This is a genomic window from Pseudomonas sp. JC1203 (genome assembly GCF_056175065.1).
The window spans coordinates 99,308-113,858 of sequence record NZ_JBWCAM010000015.1; the positions used below are offsets into that span (position 1 = coordinate 99,308).

Annotated in this window: 12 protein-coding genes; 1 reads left to right on the top strand and 11 read right to left on the bottom strand. The window is 61.1% G+C overall.

Going from position 1 to position 14,551, the window contains the following annotated elements; all coding sequences use genetic code 11:
* Positions 1–143 precede the first annotated feature (143 nt).
* The 7 genes from lpdA to sdhC form a co-directional block, all read right to left on the bottom strand.
* Entirely contained in the window at positions 144–1,580 is a 1,437-nt protein-coding gene (gene lpdA / locus AC0SZ7_RS21620; protein WP_475506286.1) for a dihydrolipoyl dehydrogenase, read from the bottom strand.
* A 102-nt stretch (positions 1,581–1,682) separates the two neighbouring features.
* Positions 1,683–2,906 (bottom strand): 2-oxoglutarate dehydrogenase complex dihydrolipoyllysine-residue succinyltransferase, encoded by a 1,224-nt coding sequence (odhB, locus tag AC0SZ7_RS21625; RefSeq protein ID WP_475506287.1) that lies wholly within the window; start codon positions 2,904–2,906, stop codon positions 1,683–1,685.
* 42 nt (positions 2,907–2,948) lie between these two features.
* Positions 2,949–5,780, bottom strand: a complete 2,832-nt coding sequence (locus AC0SZ7_RS21630; RefSeq protein ID WP_475506288.1) for a 2-oxoglutarate dehydrogenase E1 component — start codon at positions 5,778–5,780, stop codon at positions 2,949–2,951.
* A 254-nt stretch (positions 5,781–6,034) separates the two neighbouring features.
* A complete protein-coding gene (locus tag AC0SZ7_RS21635; protein WP_473005929.1) occupies positions 6,035–6,739 on the bottom strand; it encodes a succinate dehydrogenase iron-sulfur subunit in 705 nt (234 codons plus the stop codon).
* 11 nt (positions 6,740–6,750) lie between these two features.
* Positions 6,751–8,523 carry a succinate dehydrogenase flavoprotein subunit gene (sdhA, locus tag AC0SZ7_RS21640; protein ID WP_416423272.1) on the bottom strand — a complete coding sequence of 591 codons (1,773 nt, stop codon included), beginning with the start codon at positions 8,521–8,523 and terminating at the stop codon, positions 6,751–6,753.
* A gap of 3 nt (positions 8,524–8,526) precedes the next feature.
* On the bottom strand, positions 8,527–8,895 hold the full coding sequence (gene sdhD / locus AC0SZ7_RS21645; protein ID WP_416423271.1) for a succinate dehydrogenase, hydrophobic membrane anchor protein: 369 nt from the start codon (positions 8,893–8,895) through the stop codon (positions 8,527–8,529).
* Positions 8,889–9,263, bottom strand: coding sequence for a succinate dehydrogenase, cytochrome b556 subunit (gene sdhC / locus AC0SZ7_RS21650; RefSeq protein ID WP_008372071.1), 375 nt, complete (start codon positions 9,261–9,263; stop codon positions 8,889–8,891). Before sdhC ends, sdhD begins: the two co-directional genes overlap by 7 nt.
* 363 nt (positions 9,264–9,626) lie before the next feature.
* Here sdhC and gltA point away from each other — a divergent pair, with 363 nt between their 5' ends.
* Positions 9,627–10,916 carry a citrate synthase gene (gene gltA / locus AC0SZ7_RS21655; RefSeq protein ID WP_416423270.1) on the top strand — a complete coding sequence of 430 codons (1,290 nt, stop codon included), beginning with the start codon at positions 9,627–9,629 and terminating at the stop codon, positions 10,914–10,916.
* 490 nt (positions 10,917–11,406) lie between these two features.
* On the opposite strand, the gene AC0SZ7_RS21660 is transcribed toward gltA, so the two are convergent.
* The 4 genes from AC0SZ7_RS21660 to AC0SZ7_RS21675 form a co-directional block, all read right to left on the bottom strand.
* Positions 11,407–12,012: an START domain-containing protein gene (locus tag AC0SZ7_RS21660; protein ID WP_475506289.1), complete on the bottom strand. Its 606-nt coding sequence runs from the start codon at positions 12,010–12,012 to the stop codon at positions 11,407–11,409.
* 46 nt (positions 12,013–12,058) lie between these two features.
* Entirely contained in the window at positions 12,059–12,316 is a 258-nt protein-coding gene (locus tag AC0SZ7_RS21665) for a YkgJ family cysteine cluster protein (RefSeq protein ID WP_475506290.1), read from the bottom strand.
* Positions 12,317–12,440: 124 nt separating this feature from the next.
* Positions 12,441–12,893, bottom strand: coding sequence for a translation initiation factor 2 (locus AC0SZ7_RS21670; RefSeq protein ID WP_475506291.1), 453 nt, complete (start codon positions 12,891–12,893; stop codon positions 12,441–12,443).
* 141 nt (positions 12,894–13,034) lie between these two features.
* Entirely contained in the window at positions 13,035–14,480 is a 1,446-nt protein-coding gene (locus tag AC0SZ7_RS21675) for an aminotransferase-like domain-containing protein (protein ID WP_475506292.1), read from the bottom strand.
* Positions 14,481–14,551: the final 71 nt, after the last annotated feature.

A 14,551-nucleotide genomic window follows, 5' to 3' on the forward strand; every position in this document is an offset into this window, starting at 1 on the left:
CGCCACCTGTGACTGCTGCTCGCAGGCGTTCAAGGATGCGTGGTCCCTGTTGGCCTGCGGGGTGAGTCCGACGAACTTTCCGCGGTGAGTCGTGCACGCAAGACTCACGACGGGCGGCCCGTCGTGGTTTCTTATTGTTTCACTTAACGCTTTTTACGGTTGGCAACGTGGATGGCACCGCCATTCACGGCCAGCGCTGCTTCATGCAGTGCTTCGGACAGGGTCGGGTGGGAGAAAACCATCATCCCGAGGTCTTCGGCGCTAGTGCCGAATTCCATGCCGATCGCGCCCTGCTGTACCAGTTCTGCGGCGCTTGGGCCAATTACATGGACACCCAGCACGCGGTCAGTCTTGGCATCAGCGATAACTTTTACAAAACCGCCGGTATCGTTTGCTGCCATGGCACGGCCACTGGCGGCGAACGGGAAGGTGCCCACGTTAACTTCAACGCCTTCAGCCTTCAAGGCCTGTTCGGTTTTACCGACCCATGCAATTTCCGGGTGGGTGTAGATAACCGACGGGATCAGGTCGTAGTTCATCTGGGTCTTGTGACCCTTGATGCGCTCGACGACCATGATGCCCTCTTCCGAGGCCTTGTGGGCCAGCATCATGCCACGTACCACGTCACCGATGGCATACACGCCAGGCACGCTGGTGGTGCAGTGATCGTCGACGAAAATGAAGCCACGCTCGTCGATGTTCACGCCGCTGTCGGCGGCCAGCAGGTCGGTGGTCACCGGGCGACGGCCCACGGCCACGATCAGCTTGTCGAAGGTGATGTTCTGTTCGCCGTTGGCGTCGGTGTAGGTCACCACGACTTCTTCGCCGTTGACCTTGGAACCGGTGACGCGAGCGCCCAGCTTGATGTCCAGGCCTTGCTTGGTCAGGGTCTTGTAGGCTTCTTTCGAGACGGCGGTATCAGCGGCCATCAGGAAGGTGTCCAGGGCTTCCAGCACGGTAACCTGGGCGCCGAGGCGCGACCATACCGAACCCAGCTCCAGGCCGATGACGCCGGCACCAATCACGCCCAGGCGTTTTGGCACGGCCTGGAATTCCAGGGCGCCGGTGGAGTCGACGATGACATTGTTGTCGACCGGGGCCGGCGGAATGTCGATCGGACGCGAACCGGAGGCCAGGATGACGTTCTCGGCTTCGATGACTTCAACCGAACCGTCAGCCTTGGTGACTTCGACTTTCTTGCCAGCCAGCAGTTTGCCGTGGCCCTGGATCGAGGTGACGCCGTTGGCCTTGAACAGGGTGGCAACGCCGGAGGTCAGGCCTTTGACGATGTTGGCCTTGCGGCCGACCATCGCTGGCACGTCCATGGTCACGCCGCTGTGGCTGATACCGTGGATGGCGAAACCGTCCTGGGCTTCGTGGAATTTCCACGAGCTGTCCAGCAGGGCCTTGGAGGGAATGCAACCGACGTTCAGGCAGGTACCGCCCAGGGCCAGTTTGCCTTCCTTGTCGGTGTACTTCTCGATGCAGGCAGTGGACAGGCCCAGCTGTGCTGCCTTGATTGCAGCCACGTAGCCGCCAGGGCCCGCACCAATCACTACCACGTCGAATTTCTGAGTCATAAATAGCTTCCTATTAGCTTCAAGCTTCAAGCCGCAAGCTGCAGGCCAGAGCCCCGCCGCGGACGGCTTGAGGCTCGTAGCTTACAGCTTTCAGCTGCTTTGTCAGATGTCCAGCAGCAGACGCGCCGGATCTTCGAGCAGATTCTTGATGGTCACCAGGAAAGTCACGGCTTCTTTACCGTCGATCAGGCGGTGGTCGTAGGACAGTGCCAGGTACATCATCGGGCGAATCACCACTTGACCGTTGACGGCCATCGGGCGCTGCAGAATGTTGTGCATACCCAGGATGGCAGCCTGCGGCGGGTTGACGATCGGGGTCGACATCATCGAACCGAAGGTACCGCCGTTGGTGATGGTGAAGGTACCACCGGTCATCTCTTCCATCGACAGCTTGCCGTCGCGGGCCTTCTTGCCGAAGGTGGCGATGCCGCCTTCGATTTCGGCCAGGCTCATCAGCTCGGCGTTACGCAGCACTGGCACTACCAGGCCACGGTCGCTGGACACGGCAACGCCGACGTCGGCATAACCGTGGTAGACGATGTCGGAACCGTCGATCGAGGCGTTGACGGCCGGGAAGCGTTTCAGCGCTTCGGTGGCAGCCTTGACGAAGAACGACATGAAGCCCAGGCGCACGCCGTTATGGGACTTCTCGAACAGGTCCTTGTACTTCGAACGCAGGGCCATGACTTCAGTCATGTCGACTTCGTTGAAGGTAGTCAGCATGGCCATGTTCGACTGGGCTTCGACCAGACGCTCGGCAACCTTGGCACGCAGGCGGGTCATCGGCACGCGTTTTTCAACGCGGTCACCGGCGGCCAGCACAGGGGCGGCAGCAGCGGCAGCGGCAGGCTTGGCAGCCGGGGCGGCAGCAGGCGCGGACTTCTTGGCTTCGATGGCCGCGACCACGTCTTCCTTGGTCACGCGGCCGTCCTTGCCAGTGCCCTTGATGCTGCTCAGGGCAATGCCGTTTTCTTCGGCCAGCTTGCGGGCAGCCGGAGCGCCGATGGCGTCTTCGTCGCCAGCGGCGGCAGCAGCAGGTGCAGCAGCGGCAGCGGCAGGCGCGGCAGCTGGGGCGGCGGCAGCAGCGCCGCCTTCAACGATGGAGCCCAGCACTTCGTCGGACAGGACGGTTTCGCCCTCGCCCTTGACGATGGCGCCCAGGACGCCGTCAGCGGTGGCGAGTACTTCCAGCACTACTTTGTCGGTTTCGATGTCGACAATCAGCTCGTCGCGCTTGACGGCTTCGCCCGGCTGCTTGTGCCAGGTGGCAACGGTGCCATCGGCAACCGATTCCGGGAAAGTAGGGGCTTTGATCTCGATAGCCATTATCAGTGGTTCCTTAAATTCGGTTTCTTGTGCGCGATGGCATCAAACGGTGAATGCGTCTTGCAGCAGTTTTTCCTGCTGCTCGGCGTGCATCGAAGCGTAACCACAGGCTGGCGCGGCCGAAGCATCGCGACCGGCGTATTCCAGGACCAGGCCCTTCTTGTGGTTGTTGAAGCTGCGACGCATGTGGTGCTGGCTGCTGTACCAGGCGCCCTGGTTCATCGGCTCTTCCTGGCACCACACCACGTGTTCGAGGTTGGTGTAGGGGGCAAGCGTCTCCATCAGGTCGTCTTCAGGGAACGGGTACAGCTGCTCCAGACGCACGATCGCGATGTCATCACGGCCTTCGGCACGACGTTTTTCCAGCAGGTCGTAGTAGACCTTGCCGCTGCACAGCACCAGGCGCTTGACCTTGGCAGGCTCGATGGCGTCGATTTCCGGGATAACGGTCTGGAAGGAGCCTTCGGCCAGGTCTTCCAGGGTCGAGATTGCCAGCTTGTGACGCAGCAGCGACTTCGGCGTCAGCACCACCAGCGGCTTGCGCAGCGGGCGAATGACCTGACGACGCAGCAGGTGGTAGATCTGCGCAGGGGTAGTCGGCACGCACACCTGGATGTTGTGCTCGGCGCACAGCTGCAGGTAACGCTCCAGACGCGCGGAGGAGTGCTCCGGGCCCTGCCCTTCATAACCGTGCGGCAGCAGCATGGTCAGGCCACACAGGCGGCCCCACTTGTGCTCGCCACTGGTGATGAACTGGTCGATCACGACCTGGGCACCGTTGGCGAAGTCACCGAACTGGGCTTCCCAGATCACCAGCGCGTTTGGCATGGTGGTGGAGTAGCCGTATTCGAATGCCAGCACCGCTTCTTCGGACAGGAACGAATCGTACAGGTCGAAACGTGGCTGGCCGGCGTACAGGTTCTGCAGCGGGACGTAGGTGGAAGCGTCCTTCTGGTTGTGCAGTACCGCGTGACGGTGCGAGAACGTGCCGCGGCCGATGTCCTGGCCGGTCATGCGCACCGGGTGACCTTCGAAGGCCAGGGTGGCGTAGGCCATGGTTTCGGCGTAGCCCCAGTTGATCGGCAAGCCACCGGCCTGCATCTTCTGGCGGTCTTCGTAGATCTTCGCGACCTGGCGCTGAACCACGAAGCCCTCTGGAATTTCCAGCAGCTTGGCGGACAGTTCCTGCAGGGTCTTGAGGTCGAAGCGGGTGTCGTGACGCGCGGTCCAGGCGTGGCCCAGGTAGGGACGCCAGTCGACGAACAGTTCCTTGTTCGGTTCCTTGACCAGGCTTTTCACTACGTGCAGACCGTTGTCCAGCGCGTTGCGGTACTCGTCCACCTGGGCCTGCACGGCTTCGGCGTTGAGGCTGCCGCCCTGGATCAGGCGCTCGGCGTACAGCTCGCGAGTGGTGCGCTGCTTGGCGATCTGCTGGTACATCAGTGGCTGGGTGCCGCTAGGCTCGTCGGCCTCGTTGTGGCCGCGACGACGGTAGCAGACCAGGTCGATGACGATGTCACGCTTGAACTGCATGCGGTAGTCGACCGCCAGCTGGGTCACGAACAGCACTGCTTCCGGGTCGTCGCCGTTCACGTGCAGGATCGGCGCCTGGATCATCTTGGCAACGTCGGTGGCGTACTCGGTGGAACGCGAGTCGCGCGGGTTGCTGATGGTGAAGCCGACCTGGTTGTTGATGACGATGTGCACCGTGCCGCCGGTCTTGAAACCGCGGGTCTGGGACATCTGGAAGGTTTCCAGTACCACGCCCTGGCCAGCGAACGCAGCGTCACCGTGGATGGAAATCGGCAGCACCTTGTCGCCGACCGCGTCGTTGCGGCGGTCCTGGCGGGCGCGCACGGAACCCTCGACCACTGGCGATACGATCTCCAGGTGGGACGGGTTGAACGCCATGGCCAGGTGCACTTCGCCGCCCGGGGTCATCACGTTGGACGAGAAGCCCTGGTGGTACTTCACGTCGCCGGAGCCCAGCTCGACCTTCTTCTTGCCTTCGAACTCGTCGAACAGCTCGCGCGGGTTCTTGCCGAAGGTGTTCACCAGCACGTTCAGGCGGCCACGGTGGGCCATGCCGATCACGACTTCCTTGGTGCCGTAGGAACCGGAACGCTGGATCATCTCGTCGAGCATCGGAATCAGGCTCTCACCGCCTTCCAGACCGAAGCGCTTGGTGCCCGGGTACTTGGTGCCCAGGTACTTTTCCAGGCCCTCTGCCGCGGTAACGCGTTCGAGCACATGGCCCTTCACGTCAGCGGAGAACACCGGGCGGCTGCGCACGCTTTCCAGACGCTGCTGGAACCACTGGCGTTGCTCGGAATCGACGATGTGGGTGAACTCGGAGCCGATGGTGCGACAATATGTCTGCTGCAACGCTTCGAGAATTTCACGTAGGCTCGCTTCCTCCTTGCCGATGAACAGGTCGCCGGCACGGAAGATTGTATCGAGATCGGCATTGGTCATGCCGTAATGATTGATTGACAGGTCTGCCGGTGCAGGTCGCTGCCACAGCCCCAGCGGGTCCAGCTGGGCCGCCTGATGGCCGCGCATGCGGAAGGCCTGGATCAATCGCAGCACTTCAACTTGCTTCTTCTCGTGCTCGCTGCTCACGCTTCCGGCGGAAACCGGTTGGGCGCGGCGCTGGTTTTTCGCCAGCAACACGAAATGGTCGCGAATTGTAGAGTGCGAAACATCGGTAGCTGCGCCGCCATCGGCAGGCAGCTTCTGGAAGTAGGTGCGCCACTCTTCTGGCACAGCGTTAGGGTCGTGCAGGTAGAGTTCGTAGAGCTCTTCCACATAGGCAGCGTTACCACCGGAAAGGTAGGCACTGCTCCACATGCGCTGCATCACGCTTTCTTGCATGCTTGGTCACCCTCGTTTGGGGACTCCACCGGCGTTGACGCCACAGCAAGCTTGAATAAGTCCGAGTGCAGCGACTACAACAAGCCACCGAGTATCACGCAAGTAGTCCGGGTACCAGCCCGGATGCCCCTGCTGGTCTCATTGCTTCAAAATTAAAAGCGACGGCCTTGTGGGCCACGCTCTGGTTGTTACCAGGGTGCGGGCTGAAGAAGACCCGCACCCTGGCGCTTTACGTTACAGCAGGTGTATCTGTATCAAACGCCGCTTTGCAGCAGCATGTTGCGTACGTGGCCGATCGCCTTGGTAGGGTTCAGACCCTTGGGGCAAACGTTCACGCAGTTCATGATGCCCCGGCAGCGGAACACGCTGAACGGGTCATCCAGGGACGCCAGACGCTCTGTGGTCTTGGTGTCACGGCTGTCAGCCAGGAAACGGTAGGCTTGCAGCAGCGCAGCAGGGCCCAGGAACTTGTCCGGGTTCCACCAGAAGGACGGGCAGGAAGTCGAGCAGCAAGCGCACAGGATGCACTCGTACAGGCCGTCCAGCTTTTCACGCTCTTCAGGCGACTGCAGACGCTCGATGGCCGGGGCCGGCGTGTCGTTCTGCAGGAATGGCTTCACCTTCTCGTACTGCTTGTAGAAGATGCTCATATCGACGACCAGGTCACGGATTACCGGCAGACCAGGCAGTGGACGGATGACCAACTTGTTACCTTTTACGACAGCGGACAGCGGCGTGATGCACGCCAGGCCGTTCTTGCCGTTGATGTTCATGCCGTCGGAGCCGCAAACGCCCTCACGGCACGAGCGACGGTACGAGAAACCCTCGTCCTGCTCCTTGATCAACGCCAGGACGTCCAGGACCATCAGGTCCTTGCCGCCGGTGTCGACCTGGAAGGTCTGCATGGACGGCGCGGTATCCACGTCGGGGTTGTAGCGGTAAACACTGACTTGCAACATGGCGGCCACCCTTAGTAAGTCCGGACTTTAGGTTCGAAAGTCGGAACGGTTTTCGGCGAGAAGTTGACAGCACGCTTGGCAACGCGCTTCTCACCCGGGAAGTACAGGGTGTGGCACAGCCAGTTTTCATCGTCGCGGTCTTCGTAGTCTTCACGGGCGTGAGCGCCGCGGGACTCTTTGCGATGCTCTGCGGCGATCGCGGTGGCTTCGGCCACTTCCAGCAGGTTCTGCAGTTCAAGCGCTTCGATTCGAGCGGTGTTGAAGCCTTGGCTCTTGTCGTTGATCTTGACGTTGGCGATACGCTCGCGCAGGGTCGCCAGCTGGGCGATGCCCTTCTGCATGTATTCGCCGGTACGGAACACGCCGAAGTAGTTCTGCATGCACTGCTGCAGTTCTTTGCGCAGGGTAGCGACGTCTTCGCCGGTGGTACGGGTGTTCAGGCCGTTCAGGCGGGCCAGGGCCACTTCGATGTCGGTGTCGCTGGCGCGGCTGTATTCGACGCCTTCGCTCAGGGCCTGCTCCAGGTGCAGGCCGGCAGCGCGGCCGAATACCACCAGGTCGAGCAGCGAGTTACCGCCCAGGCGGTTGGCACCGTGAACCGATACGCACGCCACTTCACCCACTGCGAACAGGCCAGGGATGATGGTGTCGTTGCCTTCGGCGTCCTGGGTGATGGCCTGGCCATGAATGTTGGTGGCAATGCCGCCCATCATGTAGTGGCAGGTTGGAACCACTGGAACTGGCGCAACGACCGGGTCAACGTGGGCGAAGGTCTTCGACAGCTCGCAGATACCTGGCAGGCGGCTGTGCAGCACTTCCTCACCCAGGTGGTCGAGCTTCAGCATCACGTGGTCGCCGTCAGGACCGCAACCGTTGCCGGCGATGATTTCCTTCACCATCGAGCGGGCAACCACGTCACGACCAGCCAGGTCTTTAGCGTTCGGCGCATAACGCTCCATGAAACGCTCGCCGTGCTTGTTGATCAGGTAACCACCTTCACCACGGCAACCTTCGGTAACCAGTACACCGGCGCCGGCGATGCCGGTCGGGTGGAACTGCCACATCTCGATGTCCTGCACCGGCACGCCGGCACGCAGGGCCATGCCCACGCCGTCGCCGGTGTTGATCAGGGCGTTGGTGGTGGACGAGTAGATACGGCCGGCACCGCCGGTAGCCAGCACAGTCGCGTCGGCGCGGATGTACGAGGTTTCACCGGTTTCGATGCAGATAGCGATCACGCCGACGAACTGGCCGTCGGAGTTCTTCACCAGGTCAACGGCATAGTATTCGTTGAGGAACACGGTACCGGCCTTCAGGTTGGCCTGGTACAGGGTGTGCAGCAGTGCGTGACCGGTACGGTCGGCAGCGGCGCAGGTACGGGCAGCCTGGCCACCCTTGCCGAAGTCCTTGGACTGGCCACCGAACGGACGCTGGTAAATGCGGCCCTGCTCGGTACGGGAGAACGGCAGGCCCATGTGTTCCAGCTCGAAGACCGCTTCCGGGCCCACGGAGCACATGTATTCGATAGCGTCCTGGTCACCGATGTAGTCGGAGCCCTTGACGGTATCGTACATGTGCCAGCGCCAGTCATCGTTCGGGTCGGCCGAGGCGATGGCGCAGGTGATGCCACCCTGGGCAGATACAGTGTGCGAACGAGTCGGGAACACCTTGGTGACCACGGCAGTCTTGTGACCGCCCTGTGCCAGTTGCAGCGCAGCGCGCATGCCGGCGCCACCACCACCGATGATGATGGCGTCGAAAGTCATTGAATTGATGCTAGCCATGAATCAGATACCCCAAAGAATCTGCACACCCCAGACGAAGTACGCGAACATTGCTACGCCGCATACTGCCTGGAACAGGAAACGCACTGCCGTCGCGGCCTTGCCCAGCGCCATCGGCGTCAGGTAGTCGGTCGCGATCGTCCACATGCCGACCCAGGCGTGAGCACTGAGGGCCACCAGCGCCAGAAGGCTGAAGATGCGCATGGCGTTGTGGGAGAACAGCGCATGCCATTGGTCGAAACCAATGCCTGGATGCGCAACGAGGTATCCGATCAGGAAGATGAAATAAGCCGCGAGAACAACCGCCGACACACGCTGTGCCATCCAGTCGTAGAGGCCCGAACGCGAAAGATTCGTAACGCTGGTTACCATATCCAAACTCCTGCCAGAACGATCAGCACCACAGAAACGGCGATGATGATTTTGGAGCCACGGCGACCGCCTTCCAGCGTCTCACCAATACCGGCATCCATGATCAGATGGCGCACACCGGCCACCAGGTGATACAGCAGGGAGGACAAAAGACCCCATGCAACGAACTTGGCCAGGGGGCTGGTCAAGGTGTCCTTCACGGACGCGAAGCCTTCTTCCGAGCCCAGGGATTTGCCCAATGCATAAAGCATGAAGCCGATACCCAGGAACAGGATGATGCCCGATACGCGATGAAGGAACGACGTTACGCCGGTTATGGGGAGTTTGATGGTCCTTAGGTCTAGGTTTACAGGTCGTTGGCTATTCACGGCTTTTTTTCACACTGAAGAGCCCCTAGCAAGCAGGGCAAGTTGTCGGGAAGTGTACTGGTCAGGTACCCACCACCCAGGGAGTGACGACGCCAGCGGAAACGGGCTGAAAAGCCCCTGACGGTCGGCTGCCGAGTATAGACAGTTAGGATACTAATGACAACGCGCAGGCCTACCCGAAAGGGCGGATTGCGCTATATGAAAAAAAGGCGTAAATGGCAGGGATCAGCAATGAAAAACAGCGCTAAAAGCCTTGTACAGCCTGACTTTAAGCAAATTGACATTCGGATTTATCTCACTATAGTGGTGCGGGCCCTGCGTGGGGGGTCTGTCTGATGATTTCAAGCATTAATAGGAGGCCACATGGCTGACAAAAAAGCGCAGTTGATCATCGAGGGCGCAGCCCCCGTCGAGCTGCCCATTTTAACCGGCACCGTTGGTCCCGATGTTATCGACGTGCGAAGCCTGACTTCCACGGGCCGCTTCACTTTCGACCCAGGTTTCATGTCGACCGCCTCGTGCGAATCGAAGATCACCTACATCGATGGTGACAACGGCATCCTGCTGCACCGGGGCTACCCGATCGAGCAGCTGGCCGAGAAATCCGACTACCTGGAAACCTGCTACCTGCTGCTGAACGGCGAACTGCCGACGGCAGAGCAGAAGGCCCAGTTCGTCAGCACCGTGAAGAACCACACCATGGTGCACGAGCAGTTGAAGACCTTCTTCAACGGCTTCCGTCGCGACGCCCACCCCATGGCCGTGATGTGCGGCGTGGTCGGCGCCCTGTCGGCGTTCTACCATGACTCGCTGGACATCAATAACCCGCAGCACCGCGAGATTTCCGCCGTGCGGCTGGTCGCCAAGATGCCGACCCTGGCAGCCATGGTGTACAAGTACTCCATGGGCCAACCCATGATGTACCCGCGCAACGACCTGACGTACGCGGAAAACTTCCTGCACATGATGTTCAACACCCCGTGCGAGATCAAACCGATCAGTCCAATCCTGGCCAAGGCCATGGACCGCATCTTCATCCTGCACGCCGACCACGAACAGAACGCCTCGACGTCCACCGTGCGCCTGGCAGGCTCGTCGGGTGCCAACCCGTTCGCCTGTATCGCCGCCGGTATCGCCGCACTGTGGGGCCCTGCCCACGGCGGTGCGAACGAAGCCGTGCTGACCATGCTCGATGAAATCGGCGATGTGTCCAACATCGACAAGTTCATCGCCAAGGCCAAGGACAAGAACGACCCGTTCAAGCTCATGGGCTTCGGTCACCGCGTCTACAAGAACCGCGACCCGCGCGCCACCGTGATGAAGCAGACCTGCGACGAAGTCTTGAAAGAGCTGGGCATCAAGAACGACCCGCAACTGGAACTGGCCATGCGCCTGGAAGAGATCGCGCTGACCGATCCGTACTTCATCGAGCGCTCGCTGTACCCGAACGTCGACTTCTACTCGGGGATCATCCTCAAGGCGATCGGCATTCCAACCAGCATGTTCACCGTGATCTTCGCCCTGGCACGTACCGTGGGCTGGATCTCGCACTGGAAGGAAATGCTTTCCAGCCCGTACAAGATCGGCCGCCCGCGCCAACTGTACACTGGCTACGATTCGCGCGACGTGAGCAAACTGGAAGACCGCAAGTAAGTTTTCCAGCTGCAAAAAAAAGGCTGCCCTCGGGCAGCCTTTTTTATTTCTATCCGCCGGCGACCCCGATCCACCTTGTGATCTGCTTGTGATCTGGCTTTTGATCTTGATTGTATGCCCCGTAAAGCGCCCGGGCCGACTGGAGGCGTCGATCAACGGGCTGCCCGAAGGGCCGAGGCCGCAGGCCGAAGAGACGGTAACCCGCAGGCTTCTATAGCGGGTGCCGTCTGCCCGTTGAGCGGCGCCGGAAGGAGGGGACCCGCAGCGCAGCGTAGGGTCCCCTCCCTCCGGCGTCGCCCAAGCGGCCGACGGCCCGGAGTAGAAGCGCCTCCGGCTCCGTCTTCCCCGGCTACGCCAGGGACCGCTCGGCCAACGCCTCCAGTCGGCCCTGGCGCTTTATGGGGCACACAATCAAGATCAAGGGCCGCACGGGATCAAGGTCAAGGGCGGTCAGCGGTGATGTCGATGCAGCTGCAGCGCAGCCGCAACCTTACTGCTCAGCCTTGGACCGCAGCTCTTTCAACGTATTGAACGGTGCCTCGACCACAAACTTGTTCGCCACAAACGACGGCACGCTACCACCCGGCTCGGTGTGCACCTGGTAAGTCACCTCAGTGCTGTCCGCACCCTTGGGCACCAGTTTCCAGAAGCCCTGCACCTGGGCCACGCGCACGAAGCCCTTCTCTGGCGGCAGGTAGGTGGGCACCTCCTCCAGGTTGCGGGTCAGACTGCCATCGGCGCCCTGCACGGTGGTAATTTCCAGCACCGAGTCACGCGGGGTCACCGGCCACGGGGTGTTGAACTGGGTGTAGGTCCAGGCCTTGTCGCCTTCGTGCTTGAGCAGCTTCTGCAACTTGCACTCGTGGGTCCAGGTGCACGCGCCAGCAACGTCTTCCTGCAAGGCGCGAATCTTGGCGATCGACGCCTTGATGGTGGTCACCCCACGGTAGGCCTTGTAATCGGAGCCCGGCACCACGGCCAGCGACACCTTGATACCGTCTTCGTCCTTGGCCGTCTGCCAATCCTCGGCATGCACCGCGGTGGCGACCAGCGCCGTCAAACCACATACAACAGCCAAACGATGCAGCGAACCCATAATTATTTTCCTTATAGTCCAGAAGGTACACCGAACTCACCGCCCGTCAGGCTACAGACGTCATTTGTTCCCACCAGCCCAGCAACTGTATCGCTTGCGCATTCGTCTCCCCGCACACTTCCGGGTCCGCCTGGAAACCGCCACATACCGCAGGGCGTTCCGGGCGGCCGAACAATTGGCACAGGTTGTCGGCATTCAACTGCACACAGCGCTCACCGGCCGGCTTGCCGTTGGGCATGCCAGGAATAGGGGAGGAAATGGAAGGGGCAATGCAGCAGGCGCCACAGCCTTCACGGCACTTCATGACGACACGCACCTCACGTCAGGCGATGAATTTGATGTAAGGGGGATAGTAACCGCTTAAACAGGCGTTTGAAATTGGCTTGAGCGGAAATTCGACAAGGCGATTCTGCCAACGGCCTGCCCGATTACTGCTTGAACTGGAAATCCAGGGCGGCGCCTTCCACTTCGCGGGTGTTGTCGTTGCGCCGCTGCAGTTGCAGTTCGTTGCTCAGCAGCCTGCCATTGAGCTGGAAGTCTTCGGTTTTCTTCTCGTCGAAATAGGATGGCAGCAGCGATTGGTCCCTGGCGGGGGCCTGCGCCTCGGTTTTTTTCGCAGGCTCCAGGGTATTGACCATGGCCTTGGGCAGGGTCAGGTCCAGCTTGGCGTTAGGCAGGTCGGCGGCCACGGCGTCGGTGTTCTTGCGCGCCTTGGTCTTGCTGGCCACGGGCTTTTTAGCCGGCTTGGGCTTCGCCGCCGGCTTCTTGACCGCTGGCGCAGCTTTCTTCACGGGCGCCTTTTTCACGGCCGCGTGCGCACCGTCCGCCTGGGCCAGCAGCGGGAAAGGTTCGGTAGAAGGCAACGATTGGGCACACGCCATGCCAGAACCCAGGCACAGCACAAGCAGTCCGATACAACGCAAGGCATTCATAGACACAGGCAGAAATGGCAGCACAAGGCTATATGCTCCCCGCTAGAGGGCTCGCTGGCAAGCCCCCAAGCGGTTACCGAAGGTAAATCCTTAGTAAAACTGGCCGCTCGCCACTTCCTGGCACAGTTGCCCAGCCAACATGCCCAGGGTCATTAGCGCCCGCTCCGCCTCCTTGTTCCACGGCATGCCGCAGTTCAGGCGAATACAGTGGTTGAATTGCTCGGTGTTACTGAAGATCAAGCCGGGGGCAATGCTGATGCCCTGCTCCAGGGCCCGCACATGCAATTCCTGGGTATTGACCCGCCCCGGCAGGCTCACCCACAGGATAAAACCACCCAGGGGGCGAGTGATTTGCGTGCCGTCGGGGAAATACTGCTGCACGGCCAGCTGGTAGGCGCTGAGGTTCTTGCGGTATTCGTGGCGAATGTAGCGCAGGTGACGGTCGTAGCCGCCGTTTTCCAGGTAGCTGGCAATGCCCATCTGCGTGACGCTGCACGCTGAATGGGTAGTGAACGTCTGCAAACGCTGGATTTCCGCCTGGTACTTGCCAGGGATCATCCAGCCAATGCGCACCCCTGGCGACAGGGTCTTGGAGAAGCTGGAGCAGTACACCACGTGACCCAGCCGGTCATAGGCCTTCAGCGCCTTGGTCTTGCCCTGCTCGAACATCAGTTCGCCATAGATATCGTCCTCGACAATCTGGATATCGAAATCCGATGCCAGGCGCAGCAGTTGCTTCATGCGCTCTTCGGGCATGGTGCCGCCCAGCGGGTTGCTCAGCCGCGGGGTCAGCACCAGCGCCTTGATCGACCACTGGTTGGCGGCCAGCTGCAAGGCTTCCAGGCTGATGCCGGTAGAGGGGTCGCTGGGAATCTCGATGACCTTCAGGCCCAACAGGTCGGCCAGCTGCAACAGCCCGTAATACGTCGGTGATTCGGCGGCTATCAGGTCACCCGGCCGGGTCAGTACGCGCAGGGACATCTGCAGCGCATCCACGCAGCCATGGGTAATTACCACCTCGGACGGGTCGACCACCACGCCGGCGTCGCGCATGCGTATCGCCACCTGGCGGCGCAACGGCTCGAAACCCGGGCTGAACATGTAGCTGAACGCCCGCGGGCTATGGAACCGCGTGACCTTGGCTATCTGCTGGTGCAGGGCGCGTACCGGCAGGTAATCCACATGAGGCACGGCGGCGCCCAGCGGAAACACCCCTTCGCGACGCGATTCCACCAGCACCTGCTGGATGATACTGGCGCGGGTCACCAGGCCGGGGCGCTCCACACGGGCGATATCCGGGGTCGGCGCGGTCAGCGCCGGGGTTTGGTGCACGTAGTAGCCCGACTGCGGCCGGGCGCGGATCAGGCCCTGGTCTTCGAGATTGGCGTAGGCCTGCAGCACCGTGGCATGGCTCACGTTGAGCTGCGAACTCATCTTGCGCACCGACGGCACCCGCTCCCCCGGCTGGTAGACGCCACGGCGAATATCCTCGGCCAGTTGCTGAGCGATGCGCTGGTAGAGCAGAAGGCTGGTCATGCGGGGCTTCTCGACTGAACAGGCGGTTTTTTGATTTTAGTACCGGAACAGTTGAAAAGTGTACGGGGACA